A 26,385-nucleotide genomic window follows, 5' to 3' on the forward strand; every position below is an offset into this window, starting at 1 on the left:
TTACAAACTCCTTATACCTCATTCTTTTCGCATGAAAAAATGTATGCGGGAGGCACGTTTCTCCACTCTTTTTCAACTTTAATGTGGGGGAAAAACGTGCGGATCAACTCTTTTTTTAAATTCGTATACTGAAACGTAATAAATTTCCCTTCATCAGCTAATACGCTTCGCGTGTTTCGCAAAATACAATCTGACACCTCAGCTGCTAAAGAAGCAAAAGGAAGACCTGATAGTACGTAATCTACTTTTGAAATATCATACTGTATCAAGTACTTTTGAACATGTTCAGCCGAGCCGTGTATCACATACACATTTTTTTCATCTCTTACTTGTTCCTTTACTTTTTCGTAAAAATGCCGATTGTATTCGATAAGAAGTAAAGTTGTACAAGCGCTTCGTCTTCTTATTAATTCACGGGTAAAAACTCCGGTTCCTGGCCCGTACTCTACTATACAGGCTGCATGTTCAAAATCAATCCCTTTCACCATTTTTTTCGCTAAGTGCGTAGAGCTTGGCAAAAGCGCTCCTACCGTTCGCGGCTGGTGAAAATATTGATACATAAAAGCTAAATTCATTTTCTATTCCTTCTTTCTACTCTTTCTTTCTAGAATAGAAAAAAAATCTAAAGAAACGTTAAGTAAATTTCTTAAGAATTCTTAAGAAAACAAAAAGGAGGATGGGACATAACGGAATTAACCCAATCTAAAGACGAGCAAATTGGATTAATAAACTCATATGGATTGCTCTTGACACCGCTGTTGATTTCCGTGCAAGACTTCGCTTTCCGCGGGCGGCCGATGAGCCTCCTCGTCGCTTACGCGCCTGTGGGGTCTCATCTGTTCCGCTTTTCCCGCAGGAGTCTTCACCTTGCCCTCCAATCAACAGCTAGAAGCGGTGAAACCAACGTTTATAATAACAGTAAAAAATCCGAATGGTCAGTCAATAATACCGATTGATCATTCGAATTTATTCTTAACTAAAATATTTTTGTCCAGCCTCAATTACTCGTTTAAAAGATAATTTATCGTAAATAACATCCGCTATTTAAATCAAAGGTAGCTCCTGTATAATGTTTTGCTTGAGGACTCAGTAAAAAAAGAACGGTATCTGCCACGTCTTGAGGCGTAATAAAGCTTGGAACCAGCTGATGAGCGATGTATTCATTTTTGCGCCACTCTGGAATATTTTTCATCATATCGGTATTTACCATTGTAGGTGCTATCGCATTCACCCGGATATAAGGAGAAAAATTCATCGCACAGCTCTTGGTTAATCCTAATATTGCTGCTTTAGACATTCCATATATAGCATCAGAGCTTCCTTCCATTCCTGACACGGACGATATATTAATAATTGCTCCTTCTGTTTCCTTTTTCATTAACAATTCGCCAAAGTACTTGGAGAAATAAACATATCCTTTAATATTAATATCCATCACAAAATCTATTTCGTTTTCTTCATAATCCAATAAATTTTTCCCTAAATACACGCCTGCATTATTAACTAACCCATACAAATTTTTATCTTTTATTTGATAAAAAAGATCTTTTACATCCTTTCCTTTTTTACATCTACTGCATACGTTTCAATATGGCCCTGGCCCTTTGTATCTTCAGCCATCTGTCTCAAAGCTCCATCGTTAATATCACAAGCAATAACTGAATAGCCCTTCGACACACACTCTTTTACAATTTCTTTGCCAATTCCAGCACCTGCACCCGTAACGATTATCCATTTTCCTTTCATCTCGACACCTCTTATTTACTTCTGTTAGACATACTTGTTATGTAAATATTCAAACACTTATTATACCATTATTTTCTATATAGACATCCCTTTCTTGCGTTCTTTTTTAGCTTGCCTGACAAAGCGCGTATAGTTTTTTATTGGAGTGATAACGATAAGACAGTACATTATTTCAAACAAGAAAGAGATGATAAGACATGGCAAAAGTACTTTATATTACAGCTCATCCTCACGATGAGTCTCAATCATTCAGTATGGCAACTGGAAAAGCATTTATCGATGCTTACAAAGAGCACAATTCAAGTGACGAAGTTGTACATATTGACCTTTATAAAGAAAATATCCCTCATATTGATGCGGATGTATTTAGCGGCTGGGGCAAACTTCAGTCTGGCTCGGAACTCTCTTCTCATGAACAGGAAAAGGTCAATCGCCTTGCAGAATTGAGCGAAGAGTTTGTAACAGCGGACAAATATGTTTTTGTAACGCCTATGTGGAACTTTTCGTTTCCGCCGGTTATGAAAGCCTATTTAGACTCTGTAGCCGTAGCAGGTAAGTCATTTAAATACACGGCCGAAGGTCCGGTTGGACTATTAACGGATAAAAAAGCGCTTCATATTCAAGCACGCGGAGGCATTTATTCTGAAGGTCCTGCAGCTGATATGGAAATGGGGCATCGCTATATTGGAATTATGATGAATTTCTTCGGAGTCCCTTCGTTAGACGGCATTTTTGTGGAAGGGCATAATGCAATGCCAGATAAAGCCCAAGAAATTAAAGAAAAAGGAATAGCTGAAGCAAAAAAACTTGCCCAAACTTTTTAATATAAAGAGGCTGTAACAAAAATATTTTGATTGAAGGAAGATCCGAACGAGGACTTGAGACTCTTAATGGAGCATCAACTTTGTTCGGATTTTTCTGTTGGTAAAGTGAACGTAGCTTTCATGCATGGTGGCTGCTTCCAGCAGTTAATTGGAGGGCAAGGCGAAGACTCCTTCGGGAAAAGCAGAACAGATGAGACCCCACAGGCGCGTAAGCGACGAGGAGGCTCATCGGCCGCCCGCGGAAAGCGAAGCCTTGCACGGAAATTCACTGCGATGTAACAAGCCATTCATACTGGATCATTTATCCCGTTTGTTCGTCTTTCGATGGAAGTGATTTCGTTATGTCTAAGTCTCTTTTCTACGCAAAAAAGCTTTCTCTTTCCCTTTCGATCCACCTGTCCATTTCTCGATCACTTTTTTCTACAAGTCTGTTAACGAGGATATCATGCCAAATATAGTTTTCAAGTAAATTAATGTTAACTCCGTTATTGGTATAGTAAGCCATTTCTTTATGACCATAAATCATTTCACTGCTGTCAACAGATATAATAAACCAGTTTTGATTCCCAATATTTTCGGTATAGCTTGTATGGCGGTGCCGGTCAAATTCCTCCATCGCTTCATCTTGTTCAAACACAATTCCTTTTAGTGTGACACTCTCCCTTAGCTGTAATAAAAGAGGCTTCAACTCATTATAAATATCAGGCCAAAGCGAGATGACAATTTTATTTTTTGCTTTTAACAATAGCGACTCACAAAAAGCAAGAATGGCTGTTTCTCCTCTCATCGTCATAACCCGGCTTTCTTCTATAGACTCTGCAGCTTCAAGACGTTTAAGCGTTTCGCTAACGCCTTCATACGTTTCGTTCCATTTTTTCTGCAGCGAATGCAAAAAAGCATCGACGGGCAGCGACGTGTACTGGGTGCCATCATTACTCTCTTCTTTTAACACCATGCCTTTTTCCTCTAGTGTTTGTAAAATATCGTATACACGCGCTCTTGGCACACCTGAATGTTTACTAATGCTATAAGCAGTGGAAGATCCTTTTTTGACAAGCGTCACGTATACTTTTGATTCATACTGATTAAATCCAAGCGACTGCAGCTGCTGAATAATATTTTCCATAAAGGAAACCTCCCTGTTTTTTAAGTTATTTGAAATTTTCATCATTTACATATTTACAACTGCTTTTTATATAGTTACTATTTAAGTAGTCACTATATATATATTATGACATGAGGAAGGTGCTTTATGGAAGAATTAAGTTTACAGATTGTTCTTTTGCTTTTACTCTTTGGTTTTTTAGCTGCATTCATTGACTCCGTAGTGGGCGGAGGCGGTTTAATTTCTACACCCGCTCTTTTATTTTTAGGCCTGCCGCCCGCTGCTGCCTTAGCTACAAATAAATTAGCTGGAACGATGGGCGTATTAACGAGTACCATTCGATTTGTCAAATCCGGAAAAGTCGATTTTCGCGTTGTGGGTAAATGGTTTCCTTTTGTATTTATTGGCTCTTTGGGAGGTTCAATCACCGTTCATTTTCTATCCTCTGCTTTTTTGAAACCTGTTATTTTGATTCTCCTTGTTTTAGTTGCTATTTATACAATCTTCAAAAAAAACTGGGGCACCACGTCCACGTATAAGCCGCTGTCTATTAAGAAACTTATTTTCTTTACTGCACTTATTTTTATCATTGGCTTTTACGATGGATTTTTAGGAGCAGGCACAGGTTCATTTATTTTATTTGCTTTTTTATTTATGGGATTTGATTTCCTGCAGTCAGCAGGTAGCGCAAAATTTTTAAATTTCGGCAGTAATTTAGGTGCTTTGCTTGTATTTTTGTATTTTGATTCTGTTGTATTTTCTTACGGATTAATTATGGGGTTTGCGATGATCGTGGGTTCTTTCGTTGGATCAAACGTCGCTTTATCAAAAGGCGTGACGTACGTCCGAACGCTTTTTATTCTTGTCACTTTAAGCCTTATTAGCAAAAATATATTCGACTATGTAAATCAGTACAAATAGATCAATGGTTTCTTTCGAACTATAACAATGAACCTATATATCTATTAGATTAATAAAACCACCTCTTACTATTTTCTTATTTTTGGGTAAATGTGTAAAAAGACACTAAAATTGTTGTATACTGATCGATGTTGTTTTACATAATTAGAAATATTATACAGAGGTGAACGTTTTGTTTAAGAAATTTAGGTTTTTATGGTTTATTTTGCTGATCTTTGCACTTATTTTTGTCAAAAATACGTTCTTTTCTTCTTCAGAGAACGCCGCTGAGACGCTAGCAACGTCAGATGTTCCACAAGCCGCAGCTACTTTCAAAGAGGGAAACAATCAGCAGGACGGAGTCATTATTCAAAAATATCGCAAACAGCTAGATGCAGCACAGAAAAAAAATGACGAAAAAGCTACTAAAGAAATACAAGAAAAAATTTATGAAGACGGAAGACAGGCGGCACTAAACTTTTTACCGCGCAATAAATTTCAAAGAGCTTTTTCTCAGCCTTCGAAAAAATCGGCCGATGACATTTATAACTTTCTAATTGCCCAAGTAGGGTTTGGAGGATATGATTCCCTTTATCAAGAAGCAATAGCCGCAAAAAAAGAAGCAGCTTCTTCTACTGATGAATTAAATATGAGTGGCATTCAAGCTAAAACCGCTGCACTTACATACGGCACACTCGCACAAAGAGAGCAGCTGCTTGTTACAAGTCTTGCCTATGACTTAAGCAGCGTAGGCGTCATTTCTTCCGATACAGCTAAAGGTATTGATAAAAAAGCTACTCATATGCTAGAAGTTAGAAAAGAAGGAATAAATGCCGCGATGCAAGAATAGTTTTGCAAAATGAAAAGCAGCAGGTAAAAACTGCTGTTTTTTTATTCTAAATAACGATGGTTATAGCTTTCATATAATGATATAAAAATGGAGGGGATTTTTATGAAAGAAGCGATTGTGTATCAATACGACGCGTTTAGCACCCGCCCTAATAAAGGAAATCCTGCGGGAATTGTGTTTAACGGAGATGATTTTTCAACTGAAGAAATGCAGGAGGTTGCTTATCAAGCACAGTTTAACGAAACGGCTTTTATCATGAAGTCTTCCCGCGCTGATTTACGAATTCGATACTTTACGCCCGGACAAGAAGCAGATTTGTGCGGCCATGCGACTGTCGCTTCTCTTTATGCTTTACATAGTAAAAACAAACTTCAAAAGACTACATTCACAGTGGAAACAAATGCTGGAATTTTGCCTATGACTGTACAGAGCAGAAACGGACAACCTGTTATCACCATGACTCAAGCTTCTCCGCAGTTTCATCCGTTTTTAGGTTCAACAGAAAAGCTGGCAAAAGCTCTTAATCTTCATATTGATGACCTTGATCAAAGACTTCCTATTGTATATGGAAGTACAGGAAACTGGACGCTTATTGTACCTTTAAAAAGTTTAGATGCCTGTAAAAAGATGAATCCTAATCAAGAAGATTTCCCTCTTATTTTAACTGATATGCCAAAAGCATCTATTCATCCCTTTTGTTTTGAAACGATTCATCCAGAAGCTCATATGCACGGAAGACATTTCTCTTCACCATTTTCAGGTACGGTAGAAGATGCTGTAACGGGAACAGCTTCTGGCGTGATGGGCGCCTATTATGCGAGATATGTGGATCAGCAAAAAATCGACCGCTGGCAATTTGTGATTGAACAAGGGCAGGAAATAGATAGAGATGGCTTCGTTCATGTAGAAATTACAAAAAAAGAGAATACGTATGGTGTGGTAATCGCAGGAGAAGCTGCCTATGTAACAAACCAAATCGTTTCTCTTTCTTAATAAAAACGTGTCCGCCTGTTTGGCGAACACGTTTTTTTGTTTAATAAATAATAGCCTGTACGCTCATTATTGTAACGGTTAAAATAAGAATCACGTTCCCTATAATTAACCACGGCTTTGCGCTTCCTCTTCTACCTTTAATAGCCGTGATTAGTCCAGCAATGGGCAATAAAGCCATAATGATGACCCAAATTTTACGAAGAATGCTGGAATCCAAATAAAAACCAAACTGCATCATCGCAAATAACACGACTGTAACAAGGAAGAAAAGTGTAGGCACAGCTAAATGAATGCCTCTTGGTCTCATTGAGTAGTACACAACATCACTTTCTTTCTATGTAAAATCTTACGTAAAATAACGTTATCATTTACACAGAGTTTTGACAACTTTTTGAAGGATTTTGTCAACAAATTTTAATAATCCAGAAGAGATCACTTCTTATTCAGCTGCCCGAAGACTGCCGGAAGTGCAGAAATAACGTCACTTGCTAACATATCTATCATTGTATGCCCCTGATCGAGCAGCACATCCGCTGCTTTTCCATGAACATATACCGCATTGCTGATTGCTTCTTGAAGAGAATCATGCTGCATAATAAAAGCGAGGATGATTCCGGTTAACGTGTCACCCGTTCCACCTTTTGCGAGTCCTGCGTTTCCAGTGGTATTTACGTATTGTTTTCCATCCGGCGTTGTAACGATCGTGTTTGGGCCTTTTAATACAAGATACACACCATTTTCCACTGCGTATTGGCTAGATATCGAAAATCGATTTGCTTCTACTTCTGCGATTGTTGTATCCACGAGTCTAGCCATTTCTCCGGGATGAGGTGTTAAAATCGTTGCGTGTTCTCTTTCTTTTACTTCTTTCATCAAATCCGGCAGATGAAAAAGAGCATCTGCGTCGATTACAACAGAAACGGGCTGTTGAAGTACTTGTTCGACAACTTTCTTCGTTTCTTCCGTTCTCCCAAGCCCTGGTCCAACTGCAATTGCATCGTACTTTGCTTCTTCTAAAGGAATCTCGCCTGCAAAAAAGCCATCTTTGCTTGGGCATGGCTTATACATCACTTCTAACATGTGAGCAGCTGCAATCGCATGAATATCATTCGGAAGCGCAAGCGTTAAAAGCCCTGCTCCGCTTGTGAGTGCTGCTTTTGACGTTAGCATCGGCGCTCCGGGTGTTTGAAGTGAACCTCCTATTACGATTCCTTTTCCATGTGTACCTTTATTGGACGAAGCATTCCGAGTGGGAAAAGATTTCTTAATATGCTGAGTTGACCATACCTCTTTAAGAGATGAGCTTTTTTCAATTGCTAGCGGTGGGATACCGATATCTACTACAATCAATTCACCATAGCTTTCTTTGCTCGGGTATGTAAATGCCGTGATCTTTGGCTGCTGAAGCGTAATCGTAGCATCTGCACGTACCGTAAGCTCTTGCTTCTGTTCCATTACTCCACTTGGGACATCAATGCTGTATATGTAAGCCTTAGAGTCGTTTATTTTTTTTATAATGTTATCATAAGGAGATTTGATGCTGCCTTTTACGCCTATACCTAATAAACAATCAATAAGGACCGTATACTTTTTCACAGAGAAGTTGTCTCCCGCCGATTGCCACGCGAATCCAGCATTTTCATAGATGATCATGGCTTTTTTAGCTGCGCCTTTTATTTTCTCCCGTGCAGGAACTACCCAGACGTCAACTTCATAGCCTTTTGACTTCAAAGCACGGGAAATAACAAAGCCGTCTCCTCCGTTGTTTCCCGTTCCTATAAGCAGCCCTATTTTTTCATATTTTTCGATTCGCTCACTCAGCGCGTTTGCAGCAGCCTGTCCGGCATTTTCCATAAGGGACTCTTCACTCATCCCAATTGTATTCGTCATATAATCATCTACTTGATACATCTCTTGATTCGTTACAATTCTCATTATGCTGCTCCTTACTGAAACGGAAATGGTTCGTCTGTATTTACCGTTCCTTTTATTTTCGTTATAGTTAATTGTTCTCCTTTCACCCAATCCTCAAACGAGAAAATAAGAGGTTTTGCTTTTCGTCCAATTCCCACAATGACTTGCAATGTCTCCGGTACATATGCCACTGTATGAAGCGTTCCAGCAGAATTCCGGTAATCTTCTTTAAAAATACCGTATTCATCTTCATTAAATAAAGAAAAAGCTTCAAGAGGCGATAGCTTTTTTTCAATATGATCTCGAATATGATCGAGCCTTTCCTTTGACTCTACCAAATGATGACGATTTTCTTCGACCAGCTGATTAAAATGGTTCGTACACCCCATCATCGTTCCTCTTTGTACATGAACGCCTCGTCCAGATGCTTCGACTACTGCTCCCTGTCCGCTGCGGTCGTAAATGGAATAATTAAACGCATGACGGTGCGGTGCCCTTTCTAAAATAGCAACAGCCTCTTCTGTCGTTTCACATGTTTCTAAAATAAACCGAGCAAGCGTACAGCAAATAAATCCGTTCGTTTGACGGCGGCGATTAACAAAATGATAGCCAATTGCTAATCCTTTTTCGTTCATTCCATCCATTCGCCCAATCATTCTTGTTCCAAACCCGACGCTTGCATATCCTTCATTTGGCTGAAAAAGCAAAAATCGACCTTCGTACGTTTTCGGATGATAATCGTAGTTCCGCACATACACGCCGTGCTGCATAAGAGTAGAACATCCCGTTTTCTTCCACTCTTGCTGATATCCGCTGTACTCATGTATAACGTCTTCAAGAGGCCAATCTAAGCCTTCTGCTAAGCCCAATAGCTCATCCCACAGTCCGGGAGCAAATAAGTCGTAATAATGACGAGCTTCTTTTGCTATCGTTTGATAGCTTCGTAATGAACGTTTTCTTCTTTTTTGATGATTTTCAAACAGCTTTGTTCCTTTATGTAATTCCCCTTGCATTTTACCAAGCTCTCGGTAAGAGCCTCGCCCTTGAATAACTTCTACCTGTATTTCTTTCACTTCTATCACTCCAATTTTCCAGTACCTTTATTGTGCAGCAAGCGCTCTATTCTTTGCAACTTTCTCCTCTCATAGAACGCTCTTCCTTTGAATACAGTTATAAAGAAACAGGTCGAAAGATTGAAAAGCATTATCATAAGAGGTGATCATATTGCTAAAGGAAGTTCAGCTAGAGATTCAGCGAAGAATCGCCTATCTGCGCCCAACACAAAAAAATGACGGGTCATTTCGCTACTGTTTTGAAACAGGCGTTATGCCTGATGCGTTTTTAATTATGCTTCTTCGCACCTTTGATTTAGATAAAGAAGTGTTGATTAAACAATTAACCGAACGGATCGTTTCCCTTCAAAATGAAGATGGTCTTTGGACGTTGTTTGACGATGAAGAACATAACTTATCCGCTACTATTCAAGCCTATACAGCTCTTTTATATTCAGGCTATTACCAAAAAAATGACCGGATTTTGCGAAAAGCAGAAAGATATATTATAGATTCAGGAGGCATTTCTCGCGCTCATTTTCTCACAAGATGGATGCTTTGTGTTAACGGCTTATACGAGTGGCCAAAGCTATTTTACCTCCCGCTTTCTCTTTTGCTCGTGCCTACCTATGTACCGCTTAACTTTTATGAACTAAGCACCTATGCCAGAATTCACTTCGTCCCGATGATGGTAGCTGGAAACAAAAAATTTTCACTTACTTCTAGGCATACACCTTCTCTTTCTCATTTAGATGTAAGAGAGCAGAAACAGGAAGCGGATGAAGCTGCTCAAGAATCACGCGCTTCTATTTTTTTAGTCGACCATTTAAAACAGCTGGCTTCTTTACCTTCTTACATCCACAAGCTTGGTTATCAAGCAGCCGAGCGTTACATGCTAGAAAGACTTGAAAAAGATGGAACACTCTACAGCTACGCAACCTCTACTTTTTTTATGATTTACGGTCTTTTGGCTCTTGGCTATAAAAAAGATTCGTTTGTGGTTCAAAAAGCAATTGACGGTATTTGTTCACTACTTAGTACATGCAGCGGCCACGTGCACGTAGAAAACTCCACGTCAACCGTTTGGGATACCGCCCTGCTCTCTTACGCTCTACAAGAAGCAGGTGTACCGCAGCAAGATCCCATGATTAAAGGCACAACTCGTTACTTAAAGAAAAGACAGCATACAAAGCTTGGAGACTGGCAGTTTCATAACCCCAATACAGCGCCTGGAGGCTGGGGATTTTCCGATATTAATACGAATAACCCTGACTTAGACGATACGTCTGCTGCTATTAGAGCTCTTTCTAGAAGAGCGCAAACCGATACAGATTATTTGGAGTCTTGGCAAAGGGGCATTAATTGGCTGTTGTCTATGCAAAACAAAGACGGGGGTTTTTCTGCATTTGAAAAAAATACCGATTCTATTTTATTTACTTATCTGCCGCTTGAAAACGCAAAAGACGCAGCAACGGATCCGGCTACTGCCGATTTAACCGGTCGAGTGCTTGAGTGCCTCGGAAACTTTGCCGGTATGAATAAATCCCACCCTTCGATTAAAGCTGCAGTAAAATGGCTGTTTGATCATCAATTGGATAACGGAAGCTGGTACGGCCGGTGGGGTGTTTGCTACATTTACGGAACGTGGGCCGCTATTACTGGACTCCGTGCTGTAGGAATTTCTGCTTCTGATCCGCGTATCATCAAAGCCATCAATTGGCTCAAAAGCATTCAACAAGAAGACGGCGGATTCGGAGAATCATGCTATAGCGCTTCTTTAAAAAAATATGTGCCTTTACCCTTTAGCACTCCTTCTCAAACGGCTTGGGCTCTCGATGCTTTAATGACAATATGTCCATTAAAAGATCGAGCAGTTGAAAAAGGAATTAAATTTTTACTGAATCCAAATCTTACAGAGCAGCAAATTCATTATCCCACGGGAATTGGTCTTCCTGGACAATTTTATATTCAGTACCACAGCTACAATGATATTTTTCCTCTTCTTGCACTTGCCCACTACGCAAAAAAACATTCTTCATAAAGGGGTTGAGACATGACGAAATGAATCCAATCTAAAGACGAACATATAGGATACATGAGCTCCTATGGATCGCTTGTGACACGGCAGTTGATTTCCGTGCAAGGCTTCGCTTTCCGCGGGAGTCTTCGCCTTGCCCTCCAGTCAACTGCTAGAAAGACTTACACACATGAAACCTATGTTTACCCTAACAAAAAAAATGAACCACGAATCAAACATCTTGATCAATGGTTCGTTTTTCACTTTGTCTAAAATCCTTTTATTCCAGCCTCTTTTTGTACATAAAAGCAGGTTTTTTTAGGAGACAAGTGGAATACCTTTTTAATGTTGGGAAAGAAAGGATGCATCAAATGAATAATGTTTCACCACTTTTAAAAGGAAAAAACGTGATACTAAGAAAACCAAAAGACAGCGATGTACATGACTATCTAGCGTGCAAGCAAACAAAAGAGCTTATTCGTATGTACGGAGGCGATACCCGAAACTTAAAACCTCTTACATTACAAGATGCCAAGCGGCACGTCGAGTACATAAAGTCTCAAAAGCTGAATTGGTGTGTTGAATATCAGCAGCAGTTTGTTGGAGAAGCCCGGCTGACCGTTAACGAGTACGACCGGCGCGCACGGTATGCTATTGGTTTATTCGATTCTTCCGTTTGGAATCAAGGGCTCGGCACTGAAGTTACAAAATTGGTGCTGGCCTACGCATTTGAACACCTTCACTTGCACAGAGTCGATTTACGAGTGCTTGAATACAACCATAGAGCCATTGCTTGTTATGAAAAATGCGGTTTTGTAAAAGAAGGAATAGAGCGTGAAGGTGCTTTTATTGAAGAAGCATTTCAGACAGATATTATCATGAGTATACTCGAACAAGAGTATTATCAGCTTTAGAGGAGAGAATCAGCTGTCATCATCGTACTTCTTTAAAAGTTCGTATAGACCAAGCCTTTTGTGAATAAAGTAACATAACGATATAACCAAAGGAGCCAACAATGACAGCTTATGATTCCTCTTCTTTTGTATTTGTAACCATTGATAAACATGACATTGCTGCTTTTTTACTCATTGATATTATTTGCAGCACCACTATTTATGTAGCATGTAAACATTATCTCCACAATGAGCTTGTTTCCATTGCAAGCAGCGCTCTTTTTCCCATGGTATGTAAGAAGGTTTCTCGACGCTAGCTCAGCTTTTTACCGGTTCTTTTAATGACAGCCAAGTGCGTTCCTTCTGCTGCTGAATCTCTACGGAGTGATTAAAAAATTTAGAAAGATGCGGCTCAGTGAGCTGGTCTTTCGTTTTTCCAGAAGAAAACACTTCTCCTTGGCGCATGCAAAGCGTATGGGTAAAGCAAGGCAAAATTTCTTCTACATGGTGAGTAACATAAATAAGCGTAGGAGCATTTGGCTGCTCTGCCATTTTTGCAATCAGCTGAAGAAGCTGTTCTCGGGCCATTATATCTAGACCTGTACATGGCTCATCAAGTATTAAAAGCTTTGGTGAAGCCATAAGAGCTCGAGCAATTAGCACTCGCTGGCGCTCTCCTTGAGAAAGTGTTCCGTAGGCCTGATTTTGTAAATCTTCGCAATTTAGCAGCTTCATTAATTCTATGGCTTGGTTCATATCTTTTTGCTCCACTTGTTCATATAACCCAATAGATGCAAATTTTCCGCTTAAAATCATTTCTACAACCGTATCGTCATCTCGAAACCGCTGTTGAAGCGAAGAGCTTACCCATCCAATTTCTTTTCTGAGCTCAGACAGATTTGTTTCTCCAAATTTCCTTGAAAGAACTTCTACTTCCCCTTTTGTAGGTCAGATATATCCGTTGATGATATTTAAAAGCGTCGTTTTTCCGGAACCATTTAACCCAAGCAAACACCAATGTTCCCCTTTTTCCACTGACCACGACACGCTTTTTAAAATTTCTTTTTCTGCTCGTTTTACCGAAACGTTGTTAATGTTAATCATGCTAACACTCCTTTACTCTCATTTTTCATTATATATACTATAAAAGAATAATGATTTATCCCATTTGTTAACTTGCTTTTCTTTTTTCATGCCAATTCTTTCAGCCACTTTAATCGATGGATAATTGTGAGGATCTATCAATGATATAATCTTCTGAAATTTCAGCGTATGAAGGCCATAATCTAAACAAGCTTTTGCTGCTTCACTCGCATAGCCTTTTCCCCAGCGGCTGCGTAAAAATAAATAGCCAAGCTCCGGGTCTACCTTGCCGTCTACTTTTTGAAGAACCATGCCGCACTGCCCTAGAAACTCTCGATTCTGTTTATCCTCAGCGATCCACATGCTAATGCCATATGTTTGATAATGCTGCTTCATCCATTGAATCCAGCGATATGTGTCTTGTTCATTTTTAGTAGAAGAATAATACTTCATTGCTTCAGCATCTTCAAATATTTTCATTAAATTGCCTGCATCGCTTTCAGCCATAGCTCGCAGCGTCATTCGCTCTGTCTCAATAATCGTATAAATCCTCTCCTTTCTTCCATTCCAACATCTACTATCTTTATTATCCGCTACTATTTTCTTTTCGTAAAGTTTTCCTTTTTTATTTAAATGAAACAGAAAAAAGGCACCAAAAAAGGCTGCTACACACAGCCCTTTAATCTGGATCACACGTTTTCCCGTACCGTAATACGTTATATATAGCACGTCCATCACTTGCAGATGTTTCTGTATATTGAATTGGCAGCAGTGAAAAAATAACATAATAGACTGAAAAATAAACAAATTGATAGCAAAATATATCTTCAGGCAGAATATTAGCCATAATTAATCCATTTATTATAAAAATAGTAAGTAAATTAAACAGTACACCGCCCGCATACACCACTGCATGGGAAAAGCGACTGTCGTTCTTAAGATTTTCATATTTACAAAACGAGTCTAGAAAATAGACTGACTTAATTTTAAACTTCCCCATTTTAAGAATCGTTTTCCCCCGCCCAATAGTAAAATCGACCTTCCCTCCGAAAATAATTGCCATGACGGAATGCCCCAGCTGATGAACAAATGATACAAGTGGCAATACAAGACAGAATGACCACACAAACTTTGGAAGATCATTTAACCCAAACACGTTTATCCCTCCTTTTTGTTTCTTCTCTCTACTTTTCCTCCCCGTTTTTACTTAAAACTACATTTAAATTCTTTTTTTTAAACTCATACGAAATAACTAGCATCCACATCATTTCTTATAACCTAGATAAAACCCAATGTATGTAACTTATGAAAAATACATTTTCCGAAAAACAGTTGGAGTCACGTTTTCTTGTTCTTTGAAGCGCTTGATAAAATAGCTTGGATGTTCATACCCTACTTGTCTTGCTATATCTTGTACAGAGATTTGGTTGTTTTTAAGCAGCAGTTTCTTTGCTTTTTGAATTCGGACGCGCGTTACGTATTCAAACGGCCGGATACCAAGAGATTGTTGAAAAAGCAAACACGTATACTGCTCTGTTACGTTGAGCTGCTTCGCCAGTACTTCTAGCGTTAACGGCTGATGATAATATTCCTCAATATAGCGAAGGACTGGGTTTAGCTGAGTAATTTGCTGCAAGCGACTTTTGCTTTCTATATATACGCTGTCTTGGCGCAGTTTCAAAATGACGCTATATAGTAGTTCAGAGCACTTCATGGTGCTAGAGGTATGATTTTCTTCTAACAAATTCATTAGCTCTTGCAGCATCCTATAAAGGCTTTCAGCATGTGTAAGGACGATTTTTCCGGAATTAATAAATTGAAGAGAAAGCATGATATCATCAATTACACTTCCATTAAAAGAAACCCAGCATACTTGCCATTCGCTTGTAATGGGGTAGTATTCGTGCGGAACATGCGGCGTCAGAAACATCCCTTCATTTTCTTTTATAATATAAACCTCATCGTTTACACGAAGCTCGCCTCTTCCTTTTATACATTGAATCCATTGATAATCAGGAAACTCTCCCTGACGTTTAATATGCGTTTGATGTCTCCAGCTTCCAGCGCTTGTAGCATAGAATGGCAGTTTCATATCTTCATCTGAAAGAGCCGGAAAGTACATACGGTCCACATTACTTCCTCCTTTTTATGTGAATATAGTTATATTATCATGAAAATAATTAGATTGATAAGGTTTTCAGAAAACGTTATCATTTTCATATAAACTAATAACCTAGTAATCTAGAAATGAGGGATCGACATGTTAAAAACCGGCAAAAAATTTAATTATACAGCACCTGCAAACGGATACCCTGAATGGAATAACAACCCTGAAATTTTTCAATTGAACCGTTCGAAAGCACACGCTTTACTAATGCCTTATCAAACGGTCGAAGAGGCCTTAAAAAATGATAGAAAATCTTCTGTTTACTACCAAAGCTTAAATGGAAGCTGGTACTTTCATTTTGCTGAAAATGCGGATGGCCGCGTCAAAAACTTTTTCGCTCCTGAATTTTCATATAAGAAATGGGACTCTATTTCAGTTCCTTCACACTGGCAGCTGCAAGGATATGACTATCCTCAATATACAAACGTGACATACCCTTGGGTTGAAAACGAAAACCTCGAACCTCCTTTTGCACCGACTAAATATAACCCTGTCGGTCAGTACGTCCGTACTTTTACACCTAAATCAGAATGGGAAAATCAGCCGGTGTACGTCAGCTTCCAAGGCGTCGAATCTGCTTTTTACGTCTGGGTTAACGGTGAGTTTGTTGGATACAGCGAAGACAGCTTTACTCCAGCTGAATTTGATATAACTTCTTATCTTCAAGATGGTGAAAATACGATAGCAGTAGAAGTATATCGCTGGAGTGACGCAAGCTGGCTTGAAGACCAAGATTTTTGGCGAATGAGCGGCATCTTCCGAGATGTGTATCTGTACTCTACTCCACCGGTTCACATCTATGACTTTAGCGTTCGTTCGTCTCTTGATAACAACTACGAAGATGGTGAACTTAGCGTTTCAGCTGATATTTTAAATTACTTTCAGCACGATACTCAAGATCTAACATTTGAAGTCATGCTGTACGACGCGAATGGCCATGAAGTACTACAAGCTCCGCTGCAAACAAATGTAAGTGTGAGCGATCAATATACAGCGTCCTTACGTACACACATTAAAAGCCCTGCAAAATGGAGCGCAGAAAGTCCTAATTTGTATACCCTTGTACTCAGCTTAAAGAATGCTGCTGGTTCTATTATCGAAACGGAAAGCTGTAAAGTCGGCTTCCGTACGTTTGAACTAAAGAATGGCCTTATGACAATCAACGGCAAGCGTATTGTACTTCGAGGAGTAAATCGCCACGAATTTGATTCAGTAAAAGGCCGTGCAGGCATCACACGCGAAGACATGATTCACGATATTTTGCTGATGAAACAGCATAATATTAACGCGGTGCGTACATCCCATTACCCTAACGATTCAGTATGGTATGAGCTGTGTGATGAATACGGACTGTACGTGATTGATGAAACCAATTTAGAAACGCACGGAACGTGGACTTATTTACAAGAAGGCGAACAAAAAGCCGTTCCAGGAAGCAAGCCAGAATGGAAAGAAAACGTACTAGATCGCTGTCGTTCGATGTACGAACGTGACAAAAACCACCCTTCTATTATCATTTGGTCGCTTGGCAATGAATCATTTGGCGGAGAAAACTTTCAGCATATGTATACTTTTTTTAAAGAGAAAGATTCCACGAGACTTGTTCATTATGAAGGAATCTTCCATCACCGCGACTATGATGCTTCTGATATAGAAAGCACGATGTACATTAAGCCAGCAGATGTAGAGCGCTATGCTTTAATGAATCCGAAAAAACCTTATATTCTGTGTGAATACAGTCATGCGATGGGTAATTCTTGCGGAAATCTATACAAATACTGGGAGCTGTTCGATCAATATCCAATCTTGCAAGGCGGTTTTATATGGGACTGGAAAGATCAAGCTCTTCAAACAACAGCAGTAGACGGTACTTCTTACTTAGCTTACGGCGGAGATTTTGGTGATACGCCTAACGACGGCAACTTCTGCGGAAACGGCTTAATCTTTGCTGATGGGACAGCTAGCCCGAAAATTGCAGAAGTAAAAAAATGCTATCAGCCTGTAAAGTGGACAGCAGTAGACGCTTCTAAAGGAAAATTTGCCGTTCAAAACAAACACCTGTTTACAAACTTGAACGCCTATGATTTTGCTTGGACTGTTGAAAAAAACGGTGAACTACTTGAAAAACATGCGTCTCTTTTAAATGTAGCTCCTGATAGTGCAGACGAACTGACGCTTTCTTATCCTCTTTACGAGCAAGAAAACGAAACTGATGAATTTGTTTTAACTCTTTCTCTCAGATTATCCAAAGATACAGCCTGGGCTTCAGCTGGATATGAAGTGGCGTACGAACAGTTTGTACTGCCTGCCAAAACCGCTGTACCTTCAGTAAAAGCTGTTTATCCTGCTTTATCAGTTGACCAAAACGAACAAACGCTGACGGTTACAGGAACTAACTTCACGGCTATTTTTGACAAGCAAAAAGGGCAGTTTATCTCTTACAACTATGAGCATACCGAGCTGCTTGCATCGGGTTTCCGTCCGAACTTTTGGCGCGCAGTCACCGATAATGACCTCGGCAATAAATTGCATGAAAGATGTCAAACGTGGCGTCAAGCAAGTTTAGAGCAGCACGTGAAAAAAGTAAGTGTTCAACCGCAAATTGACTTTGTTATCATTTCGGTTGAGCTAGCTTTAGACATCTCTCTTGCTTCTTGCTATGTAACGTATACGCTATATAACGATGGTGAAATGAAGATTGAACAATCTTTAGCACCTTCTGAGGCAATGCCTGAAATTCCTGAAATTGGGATGCTGTTTACGATGGATGCGGCTTTTGATTCTTTAACATGGTACGGCAGAGGCCCTCATGAAAATTATTGGGATCGTAAAACTGGCGCTAAGCTTGGCCTTCATAAAGGCAGTGTAAAAGAGCAAGTTACACCGTATTTACGCCCTCAAGAATGCGGAAACAAAACGGACGTTAGATGGGCAACTATTACAAACGATCAAGGACGCGGCTTTTTACTAAAAGGTTTGCCAACAGTCGAGCTGAATGCTTTACCTTACTCACCTTTTGAACTGGAGGCTTACGATCATTTTTACAAATTGCCGTTAAGCGATTCCGTAACCGTGCGGGTTAACTACAAGCAAATGGGTGTTGGCGGAGACGACAGCTGGGGAGCTAAAACACACCCTGATTACACACTATACGCCAACCGCTCGTATACAAACACCTTTACGCTAAAACCTCTATAAAAATAAAAAGGACTTTCAAATGAAAGTCCTTTTTACTTATGATGTCACCTCTGGCTTTCGCTGAGAAAGCAAAAATACCGTAGCGATAATAAGAATTGTACCTAGCCACTCCGTCCACCCAAAAGTCACATGAAGCCATAGAACAGATAGCGCGGCTGCTGACAAAGGCTCTGCTGACGCAAGAACAATGGCTTCAGAAGCGCTAATGTGCTTCAAACTTTCCAAGTAGCAATAAAAGGCAATGAGCGTTCCAAAGATAATCACAAATAGCACCGCACACAGCGACAATAGCGACCACTCACCGGCTATATGCCACGGCGGATGAATAAATGAAAAACTTACGCCACCTATTACCATTCCCCAGCCTACTACTTCAACTGAGCTCCATTTTGCAAGAAGACGTTTAGGCTGAAGCGTATAAAAAGCAGACGTCACGGCTGCCCCGATCCCCCAAAACAACCCCCATCCTGTAATAGACAGCTCGTTAAAATTTCCGCTTGTTGCAAGAAAAAATGTCCCCGTTATGACGAGCGCAACAGAAATCATTTCTACTTTCACCGGCCACTTTCTTGCTTGCACGGCTAAATAGCCAATAATAAATATTGGCGACGTATATTGAAGCACTGTAGCTGTAGCAGCGTTTCCTGCTTCAATAGCTGCAAAGTATGTATACTGCACGCCGAGCATACCGATTACACCAAACAAAAGCAGCGAAGTCCTCTCTTCTTTTGTTTTCCAAATTGCAAAAATATTGCGCTGCTTAGAGGCTATTGCCAAAAGCAGCAATCCAGATACTAACATACGAACGACGACCAGCCACTCTGCGTTAAAACTCTTATGCTGAAATAAATATTGAGCTACCGTGCCAGATACTCCCCACATCGTGGCACCAATGATTACAAGCAGCAGCCCCCACGCTCTTTTAGATGAAGTTTGAACTCCTTCCACTTACCATTCCTTCTCTCTTTTTCATATATATTTAACTTACCTCCCTCCGCATTAACGGTCAATAGCAAAAAAAGTCGAAGCAATATGCTTCGACTTTTTTAAATGCTTTTATGAAGTAATTTCTTGAGTAAAGGAAATAGCACATCGGGAAGTTCTTCGATGTTTGGTACTAGAATACTATATTTGCCGTACATATTTTGAATGGTTTTCTTCTGTCCTTCATCAATTTCCCCGTTGGATAAAAAGACGTTGATAACTTCAATTCCGTGCTTGCGTGCTTCTAATACCGCTTCGTGCGTATCTACAATACCATTTTGTTCATATCCCATAGCGGCTGGTTCACCGTCTGAAAACACAAGTAAAAACTTTTGCTGCTCAGAACGCTGAAGCAAGCGACGTGTCATATGGCGAATGGCAAATCCATCACGGTTGTCTTCTTCAGGCTCAAGCTGCATAATTTCAGGACCGCTTTTACGCTTTAATGATGCTTGAAAGTCCATCACCGTCTGCAGGTAGTTAGGCTGGCTTGTTTCAGTAGCATCATTTGTATCTTCCCAAAATCCAACAATTTGATGAGGCACCATAACAGACTTTAACGCTTCATGAAATAGCGTAATCCCGAGCTTCGTTTCATCCATTTTGTCGTACATCGATGCCGAACAGTCAACTAGAAGAGAAAACACAGCATCAATTTGGGCAGAATCTTCATCTTTTTTATAAAACAAACGAGGATTATCATCCGTCCATAGTTTTAGAAATTTTTTATTTAATCGGCCAAAGTGCAGCTCGCTTCTAGGTAGCGTTTTTTTATGTTCAAGCGTTTTTTCAATCATTTGCTTTAATTTTTTTTGATACGATGCAATGATTTTTTTATTCTCATCATACTGAACAACGTGATCGTCGCTTGGAAGTTTAGAATCTACAAAAACAGCATAGGCATGCTTATTTTCTTTCCCATACTCATAATCCGCTTCCCCGTCTTTTTCCGGATGCGTTTGCTCCATGGCTTCGATTTGAGAGTAATCGTTCCGGGATGTTTTTTGAGAAGATCCTTGCACCATGCCCATTGCTTGATCTCCATCGTCGCCTTCACGAACCCCATCGCCTAACATATCTGTTTTTGAACCTTGATCCATATCAAACTGCAGAAAACTTTGCGTCGCTTCACTTGTCTCTCGATGCCACATTTCCATTTTCTCTTCGTGAATGTCTTCATCTCCGTCTTTTTCATGCTCTAAAATATCATCGTTCACTAATGAATCTTTGCGTTTTAAATCTTCAAATGTTAACCCTTCTTCTAACTGATCATACTGAAGTTCAGCCAAGAAGAAATAAGTATTAAGCATATCTTTTTCGATAATATCATCAAAAACATCTACGAGTTCAAGGCAGATGCGCGATACGTCTTTTGTTGTTTTCGCTTCATATACATTTGTTAGCTGTCTGCGAATAAAAGGCATCGCTAAGTTAATCGATTCACTCATTGAAGGAATTTCTTCAAACGGATTTTCAGCCGTTAATAGCAAGTAAATGCCGTTAAAAAGTGCATCCGTGTACACACTTTTTGTTAAATTTGCGCTCATTTGTGTGGCAAAATATTTTCTATAGAGCTGCCTTCTGACGGCGAAGGCTTTTTTCGTTCCAGGACGTTCGCGTTTGCATACTTCTTCTAAACGAATATCTTCAAACAGCATAAACAGCTGCTTAGCTAAGCTAGGTACCGACGTTTTATTTATTTTCTTTAAATATGCATTAATTTCTTTGAAGTTTGAATGCTTATAGCTTCCAATACTTCTTAAAAATACATCACTTTTTAAGCCGTACACTTTGTCTTCTTCTGGACGGTTATCCCAAAAGTGACTGAGATAAATAATGCCGTGTACAGGATCATAATAAGATGAAACGCGATACTCTACTTCAATTTCATCATTTTTTGTTAATGTTTTCGTTAAATCTGCCAGCTCCATATAGAGAAAGGAATCTACATTTTTGTCGTTAAATTTAATAAATCGCATAGCGCCACTCCTTACTCAAATAATGTTTCAGCAATATTTTGAATGGCGGCTTTTTCCCTTTCATCTTCTAGCTTTTCAATAATACCGCGTTTAATCGCGCGAAGAGGCGGCATATAAAGAGCTAAATCACACGTATCAATAAGCGCACGAATAGACGCAGCTTCTTCTGATACATGGCCGCTTTGAACTTGAGTAATTAAATCTGCAGAGAGCGTGACAAATTTATCAATTAATTTTTCGTCTTTTAACTGAGACTGAGACATTAGAACTTGCTTTAAGCTGCTCCCTTGAATATATGGCACTTCAATGACAACAAAACGATTTTTTAACGCTTCGTTTAATGGAACAGTCCCAACATACCCTTCGTTAATAGCCGCTACTACGCCGAATGTTTGCTGACCGCGCACTACATCTCCAGTGAATGGGTTTGTAATCATTTTCCGGTAGTCAAGTACCCCGTTTAAAATAGGAAGCGTTTCAGGTTTCGCCATGTTAATTTCATCAATATATAATAAATGGCCTTTTTTCATTGCCTGAATAACAGGTCCTTCTACAAACTCGATACCTGTTTTCCCTTCTTGTTCAGAAATTGTTTTAAAGCCAAGCAGCGCTTCTGCATCTAAATCCACCGAGCAGTTAACGCTATGCATCGGCTGAGAAAATAAATGCGACAGCGTTTCAGCAAGCTTTGTTTTACCTGAACCTGTTGGCCCTTTTAAAAGTACGTTTTTCCCTAGTGATAAGGCAATAATGGCATCTTCTAAAATATCTGCTTCTTCTGCTGTATAGCCCCCTTTTCCGATTAATAGCTGATCAGCATGAGACAGATTTTCATATTTACGATTCGCTAAAAGCGAAAGAACCTCTTTTGGTAATGATAATTGTGATAATTGAATTGACATAACAAAAAATCCTTTCTTTCTACATACTTTCTATAGTTTACTAAAAAACATTCTTCTTCTCAAAGAATTGCTTTACCTATGCGTTTCTCTAAAGTTTCCGGTAGAAAAATCCCCGTCTTTAAACATATATTCAGTAAAAAAAAGTAGGTTATTCACCTACTTTTTTACGATTTTATAGTTTTTATGATTAACGACTGTTTTCATGGATTCGCCTGTTTCAGCATCTTTTCCAAAATCTACGATAACCGAATTGTCTCGCACTACCATAACAATTCCTTTAAATCCTTTATAGTCGCCTTTTTTAGGCTGAATCGTATCGCCAACTTTAGCTGCCTTGACTTTAGGTGCTTGTTCTTCTGTACCTTGTGTATTTTCTACGTCCATCATGACCCCACCTTTTCCAATTTACCGTGTTTTTTATAAGTGAAAACACAATTTAATTTACTTTTTGTTGAAAATACTTAGTTTATTTTCCCACAAACGTCCATGGTTAAACACCATGTGTTTGTCCATTTTCATTCTGCAAACAAACGCTGTATTTTTTATTATGTATGTAGCTGTTTTTTGTAAGAGCACATCCTTGTTCTATCATAACATTTTCTGTTTCCTTCGAACACCAATTACCCTTTAGTTTTTTAAAAAAATGACAAATTACACGGAATTATGTCGAATTTCATATGATTTTCTTTTTAGTATGATAAGCTATATATCGTATTTTAAGCATCTTTTATCTATTACATACGATTTTTGATAAAAAAACCGAAACTTTTATCCACAAATTGCGTTGATTAAATGAAAGGGGGAGAAAATGGCACAACAGCATAACTTTGAACACATTTATAAACAGCACATGCATGATTTGCTGCGCTATCTTCTCTCTCTTACTCGCAGAAAAGAATCAGCGGAAGATTTAATGCAGGAGACCTTTTACCGGGCACTTTTACACTTAGAAACGTATAAAGGCGAGGAAGTAAAGCCTTGGCTGTTCAAAATTGCTTATCACGCCTTTATTGACTGGTATCGAAAAGAAAAAAAACGCCCTACTGTCGAAATAGAAGAATGGCACTTTACTCCTCAGCCAAGTGCTGAAGAACAAGTGATGATTCAAAGTGAAATCGACGGCTGGCTTTCTGATGTATCTGCTTTGCCTCCGGCTAAGCAGAATATTGTACTGTTACGAGATTATCATGGCTTCACATATGAAGAGATTGCAGAAATGACTGGCTTTACTCTGTCAAAAGTGAAAATGGACTTGTATCGTGGTCGTCAACAATTGAAAAAAAGAAAGGAAGAGGACGGATGAGCTGTCAGGATATGAAGCATCAATGGGAAAAATATAAAAACGGCACTTTGACAGACAAAGAAGCAGAAACACTTGAACAACATACGGAAAATTGTGAAGCATGCTCAGCTCATTTAGAGCACTTGCTAACTGAAGATGAACCGTTATCGCCAACTCCATCAACTACTTCACTAAATGACGATACGATGTTGGATAATAAAAAAGTGAAAAAGTCCATTTATATGGCCAAATGGAAGCAGCGCCTTTCAAATGTGACAACTGTCATTAGCTCTGTCGTTCTGCTATGGATGATTGGCAGCTTTTTATCCATTGTATATTATCATCAATCAAAAACCGAATACATAAACAGCGTCAATCAAGCAGCTATCGAATCTGCTTTTCCGAACGTTCATATACGTGAAACCACTTCTGATACACAGTCCTTTTTCCGAATGCAGTCGCAAATGGAAGCTTATAAGCAAATTGGACGTGAAGAGCAGGCCATTGGGACGTTTACATTTCATCAGCTGTTTAATAAAACGAGCGGTGTAGAAAAAGAATTTTCCGGCGGTAAATACGACCTTAACCTTTCCTTTGTCTATCCTGATCAAAAAAAACTAAAGCTACATGCAAAAGAGTATAAGGAATGGACGAATGAAACATGGAATGCATTAGAAAACCTACCAAAAGGAACGGTAAGCGAAGTGGCTATTTCTTTTGATAATACGTATTCGCTAAAAGAAGTTCAGCAAAAAATGAATGCCATCGACAGCCGTGATTTTTCTACCTCTTGGTACGCGCTTAATACAGGGAACGAACAAAAAACAAGCACAAAAGATGAGCCATTAATTGACTTAACATCAACATTTGGCTTTCCAGAGTTTTTAGACTTGCCTTACGAGCACAAAGGAAATCAAACGCACTCTACTAGCAAGTCGAACGTTTTAAATATGATGAAACTATTAGCCGATAATGAAGAAACAGTCCAAAAAGTTCGTCAGCTAGACCATTCCGATTTGTTGCTAAAGCAGCGATATTCTTATGTAAAGAAACATGGGGTCGGTGTGTACGGCGTTGTGATTACAGGACCTACCAAAAAGCTGCTGAAATTAAAAAATGATCCGTCTATCACCTACGCGTCACTTGGAGATGTAGAGCTATGGAATTGGTTCAACCGCCCTTCATCCGGCACGTTAATGAATCAGTAACAAGCACTTGAAAACAAGTGCTTGTTTTTATTTCTTCGTTAATTCTTCAAACCTTTCTACAGCTTCGCTTTTATCAAATGAACTAAACCATCGATAGTCTTGGTCATCTAAAATACGATAGTGCTGACTAATCATATTTTGCTGCAGACGAAAAGAACCTTCTTTTTGAATCTCTTTCCACCATACTCTTCCTCCGAGCGTTTTATCTTTTGGAGAAGATACGCCGTTATGAGCAATGATTTCTACTACTTCTAAGGGGACGTCTCCTAAAACCGATTGAAGGATTTCACTGTCACGAAACAAACCGCATACTGCAACAGTGGTCGTCCACCCTGCTTCCGTGCGCCCTTTTTCAATTTGAACCAATGTTTTTTTTGAAATACCAATAACTTCAGCCATTCTGTCTTGTGAATAGTTTCTTTCTAAACGAATTAATCGTATTTTATCCGATACGGATTTAATGACTTCTTGTTTATCCATTTTTACAGCCCTTTCTTTCTATACACGCACATGTCTTTAGTGTAATATTACACCTAATTAAAGAAGAGTTTCAAGCGTTTCCCTTCATCACAAAACGGGGAAATATACTGAAATGGTTTTTGTATACTAAAACAATTAAAAGGAGTTGAGAATATGTAATGTACATCATTGTATGGACTATGCTTGTACTATACGCCTTTCTGCTAGCTCCGGGAGCAAGCGCCGCTGATGATATGCTGTTTAAAAACCTTGTCACAGGAAATTTTCAACAGGTAGATCCGCTCGTAGTCATGGTATTCTCTTTTCTAGGGCTTTTCCCAGTATTATTCATGGTAATGATTTGTAAAAAAGATACGTACAAACTGCCTGGATGGCCATTTTCTCTCCTATCATTTGCGCTTGGAGCTTTTTCTCTTTTGTTCTATTATCATTGGAAAGGACAAAAAGTTCGAACACGTTCGCGTATTCCTTCACGTTTCATTGCCATCATTTCTTCTCGTCTATGGATTGGACTATGCTTAGCACTCACGATTGCTGGTTACGTATACGGACTATCCATAGGTTCAATAAGAGCTTATGAAGATGCTTTTATGCAGTCACAGCTTGTTAGCGTGATGACCGCTGATTTTTTTGTTTTAACGTGGCTTTCTTATTCCGTTATGACAAAAGAAAAGATAGCATCCCGGCCTTACCTTCTCTTATGTTTCATTCCAGTTGCGGGCCCTTTTTTTATTTTGTTACGGCATAACCGCCAAGATGTTAGAGAAGAAAAACTTTAAATAAAAGTCTTGCGTTCCATTCATTATTC

At 39.2% G+C, this 26,385-nt stretch carries 26 protein-coding genes and 2 pseudogenes; 12 read left to right on the forward strand and 16 right to left on the reverse strand.

What is annotated here, in order from left to right:
* Window positions 1-11 precede the first annotated feature (11 nt).
* The 3 genes and pseudogenes from WKH56_RS17730 to WKH56_RS17740 all read right to left on the reverse strand — a co-directional run bounded on the left by WKH56_RS17730 (window position 12) and on the right by WKH56_RS17740 (window position 1,746).
* A complete protein-coding gene (locus tag WKH56_RS17730) occupies window positions 12-575 on the reverse strand; it encodes a class I SAM-dependent methyltransferase (protein ID WP_275211151.1) in 564 nt (187 codons plus the stop codon).
* A gap of 127 nt (window positions 576-702) precedes the next feature.
* Window positions 703-882 (reverse strand): hypothetical protein, encoded by a 180-nt coding sequence (locus tag WKH56_RS17735; RefSeq protein WP_080963388.1) that lies wholly within the window; start codon window positions 880-882, stop codon window positions 703-705.
* A 139-nt stretch (window positions 883-1,021) separates the two neighbouring features.
* Window positions 1,022-1,746: pseudogene (locus WKH56_RS17740) on the reverse strand (SDR family NAD(P)-dependent oxidoreductase).
* A 197-nt stretch (window positions 1,747-1,943) separates the two neighbouring features.
* Here WKH56_RS17740 and WKH56_RS17745 point away from each other — a divergent pair.
* Window positions 1,944-2,570 (forward strand): FMN-dependent NADH-azoreductase, encoded by a 627-nt coding sequence (locus WKH56_RS17745; protein ID WP_048021125.1) that lies wholly within the window; start codon window positions 1,944-1,946, stop codon window positions 2,568-2,570.
* A gap of 66 nt (window positions 2,571-2,636) precedes the next feature.
* Entirely contained in the window at window positions 2,637-2,849 is a 213-nt protein-coding gene (locus WKH56_RS17750; RefSeq protein ID WP_310884537.1) for a hypothetical protein, read from the forward strand.
* Window positions 2,850-2,928: 79 nt separating this feature from the next.
* On the opposite strand, the gene WKH56_RS17755 is transcribed toward WKH56_RS17750, so the two are convergent.
* Entirely contained in the window at window positions 2,929-3,696 is a 768-nt protein-coding gene (locus tag WKH56_RS17755; RefSeq protein ID WP_048021129.1) for a TrmB family transcriptional regulator, read from the reverse strand.
* 126 nt (window positions 3,697-3,822) lie between these two features.
* On the opposite strand from WKH56_RS17755, the gene WKH56_RS17760 reads away from it, so the two are divergent.
* From WKH56_RS17760 to WKH56_RS17770, 3 genes are all read left to right on the forward strand, one after another.
* Window positions 3,823-4,596 carry a sulfite exporter TauE/SafE family protein gene (locus WKH56_RS17760; RefSeq protein WP_013056888.1) on the forward strand — a complete coding sequence of 258 codons (774 nt, stop codon included), beginning with the start codon at window positions 3,823-3,825 and terminating at the stop codon, window positions 4,594-4,596.
* 163 nt (window positions 4,597-4,759) lie between these two features.
* Window positions 4,760-5,425, forward strand: a complete 666-nt coding sequence (locus WKH56_RS17765) for a hypothetical protein (protein ID WP_223260154.1) — start codon at window positions 4,760-4,762, stop codon at window positions 5,423-5,425.
* Window positions 5,426-5,527: 102 nt separating this feature from the next.
* Window positions 5,528-6,418, forward strand: coding sequence for a PhzF family phenazine biosynthesis isomerase (locus WKH56_RS17770; protein ID WP_310884385.1), 891 nt, complete (start codon window positions 5,528-5,530; stop codon window positions 6,416-6,418).
* A gap of 40 nt (window positions 6,419-6,458) precedes the next feature.
* Here WKH56_RS17770 and WKH56_RS17775 read toward each other — a convergent pair whose 3' ends face one another.
* The 3 genes from WKH56_RS17775 to WKH56_RS17785 all read right to left on the reverse strand — a co-directional run bounded on the left by WKH56_RS17775 (window position 6,459) and on the right by WKH56_RS17785 (window position 9,405).
* The gene (locus WKH56_RS17775) at window positions 6,459-6,725 is read right to left on the reverse strand and encodes a hypothetical protein (protein ID WP_205827062.1); all 267 of its coding nucleotides are present in this window, start codon (window positions 6,723-6,725) and stop codon (window positions 6,459-6,461) included.
* Between the two features lie 125 nt (window positions 6,726-6,850).
* Window positions 6,851-8,353 (reverse strand): NAD(P)H-hydrate dehydratase, encoded by a 1,503-nt coding sequence (locus WKH56_RS17780; protein WP_243494591.1) that lies wholly within the window; start codon window positions 8,351-8,353, stop codon window positions 6,851-6,853.
* Between the two features lie 11 nt (window positions 8,354-8,364).
* A complete protein-coding gene (locus WKH56_RS17785) occupies window positions 8,365-9,405 on the reverse strand; it encodes a C45 family autoproteolytic acyltransferase/hydrolase (protein WP_243494590.1) in 1,041 nt (346 codons plus the stop codon).
* A 142-nt stretch (window positions 9,406-9,547) separates the two neighbouring features.
* On the opposite strand from WKH56_RS17785, the gene WKH56_RS17790 reads away from it, so the two are divergent.
* From WKH56_RS17790 to WKH56_RS17800, 3 genes are all read left to right on the forward strand, one after another.
* Window positions 9,548-11,425, forward strand: coding sequence for a terpene cyclase/mutase family protein (locus tag WKH56_RS17790; protein WP_243494589.1), 1,878 nt, complete (start codon window positions 9,548-9,550; stop codon window positions 11,423-11,425).
* Between the two features lie 347 nt (window positions 11,426-11,772).
* Window positions 11,773-12,315, forward strand: coding sequence for a GNAT family N-acetyltransferase (locus tag WKH56_RS17795; RefSeq protein WP_028413495.1), 543 nt, complete (start codon window positions 11,773-11,775; stop codon window positions 12,313-12,315).
* Between the two features lie 101 nt (window positions 12,316-12,416).
* Window positions 12,417-12,611 carry a hypothetical protein gene (locus tag WKH56_RS17800; RefSeq protein WP_013056879.1) on the forward strand — a complete coding sequence of 65 codons (195 nt, stop codon included), beginning with the start codon at window positions 12,417-12,419 and terminating at the stop codon, window positions 12,609-12,611.
* A gap of 1 nt (window position 12,612) precedes the next feature.
* Here WKH56_RS17800 and WKH56_RS17805 read toward each other — a convergent pair.
* The 4 genes and pseudogenes from WKH56_RS17805 to WKH56_RS17820 form a co-directional block, all read right to left on the reverse strand.
* Window positions 12,613-13,398: pseudogene (locus WKH56_RS17805) on the reverse strand (ABC transporter ATP-binding protein).
* A gap of 18 nt (window positions 13,399-13,416) precedes the next feature.
* A complete protein-coding gene (locus WKH56_RS17810; protein WP_047751057.1) occupies window positions 13,417-13,899 on the reverse strand; it encodes a GNAT family N-acetyltransferase in 483 nt (160 codons plus the stop codon).
* Window positions 13,900-14,056: 157 nt separating this feature from the next.
* Window positions 14,057-14,533 carry a site-2 protease family protein gene (locus WKH56_RS17815; RefSeq protein WP_028413498.1) on the reverse strand — a complete coding sequence of 159 codons (477 nt, stop codon included), beginning with the start codon at window positions 14,531-14,533 and terminating at the stop codon, window positions 14,057-14,059.
* Window positions 14,534-14,680: 147 nt separating this feature from the next.
* The gene (locus WKH56_RS17820) at window positions 14,681-15,499 is read right to left on the reverse strand and encodes an AraC family transcriptional regulator (RefSeq protein ID WP_230683464.1); all 819 of its coding nucleotides are present in this window, start codon (window positions 15,497-15,499) and stop codon (window positions 14,681-14,683) included.
* 138 nt (window positions 15,500-15,637) lie between these two features.
* Here WKH56_RS17820 and lacZ point away from each other — a divergent pair, with 138 nt between their 5' ends.
* Window positions 15,638-18,742 (forward strand): beta-galactosidase, LacZ type, encoded by a 3,105-nt coding sequence (lacZ, locus tag WKH56_RS17825; RefSeq protein WP_243494588.1) that lies wholly within the window; start codon window positions 15,638-15,640, stop codon window positions 18,740-18,742.
* Between the two features lie 36 nt (window positions 18,743-18,778).
* On the opposite strand, the gene WKH56_RS17830 is transcribed toward lacZ, so the two are convergent.
* From WKH56_RS17830 to WKH56_RS17845, 4 genes are all read right to left on the reverse strand, one after another.
* The gene (locus WKH56_RS17830; RefSeq protein ID WP_033578861.1) at window positions 18,779-19,690 is read right to left on the reverse strand and encodes an EamA family transporter; all 912 of its coding nucleotides are present in this window, start codon (window positions 19,688-19,690) and stop codon (window positions 18,779-18,781) included.
* 98 nt (window positions 19,691-19,788) lie between these two features.
* A complete protein-coding gene (locus WKH56_RS17835) occupies window positions 19,789-21,705 on the reverse strand; it encodes a vWA domain-containing protein (protein ID WP_243494586.1) in 1,917 nt (638 codons plus the stop codon).
* Between the two features lie 11 nt (window positions 21,706-21,716).
* Window positions 21,717-22,607: an ATP-binding protein gene (locus tag WKH56_RS17840; RefSeq protein WP_014460283.1), complete on the reverse strand. Its 891-nt coding sequence runs from the start codon at window positions 22,605-22,607 to the stop codon at window positions 21,717-21,719.
* Window positions 22,608-22,763: 156 nt separating this feature from the next.
* A complete protein-coding gene (locus WKH56_RS17845; protein ID WP_013056869.1) occupies window positions 22,764-22,994 on the reverse strand; it encodes a YkvS family protein in 231 nt (76 codons plus the stop codon).
* 421 nt (window positions 22,995-23,415) lie between these two features.
* Here WKH56_RS17845 and WKH56_RS17850 point away from each other — a divergent pair, with 421 nt between their 5' ends.
* Together WKH56_RS17850 and WKH56_RS17855 are read left to right on the forward strand one after the other, a co-directional pair.
* Complete coding sequence (locus WKH56_RS17850; protein WP_013056868.1) at window positions 23,416-23,910, forward strand: RNA polymerase sigma factor; 495 nt, start codon at window positions 23,416-23,418, stop codon at window positions 23,908-23,910.
* Entirely contained in the window at window positions 23,907-25,097 is a 1,191-nt protein-coding gene (locus WKH56_RS17855) for an anti-sigma factor (protein WP_168760690.1), read from the forward strand. Before WKH56_RS17850 ends, WKH56_RS17855 begins: the two co-directional genes overlap by 4 nt.
* 27 nt (window positions 25,098-25,124) lie before the next feature.
* On the opposite strand, the gene WKH56_RS17860 is transcribed toward WKH56_RS17855, so the two are convergent.
* Window positions 25,125-25,577, reverse strand: a complete 453-nt coding sequence (locus tag WKH56_RS17860) for a helix-turn-helix transcriptional regulator (RefSeq protein WP_033578859.1) — start codon at window positions 25,575-25,577, stop codon at window positions 25,125-25,127.
* A 158-nt stretch (window positions 25,578-25,735) separates the two neighbouring features.
* On the opposite strand from WKH56_RS17860, the gene WKH56_RS17865 reads away from it, so the two are divergent.
* Entirely contained in the window at window positions 25,736-26,356 is a 621-nt protein-coding gene (locus tag WKH56_RS17865) for a hypothetical protein (protein WP_034265740.1), read from the forward strand.
* Window positions 26,357-26,385: the final 29 nt, after the last annotated feature.

The sequence above is a fragment of the Priestia sp. SB1 genome (assembly GCF_038898415.1).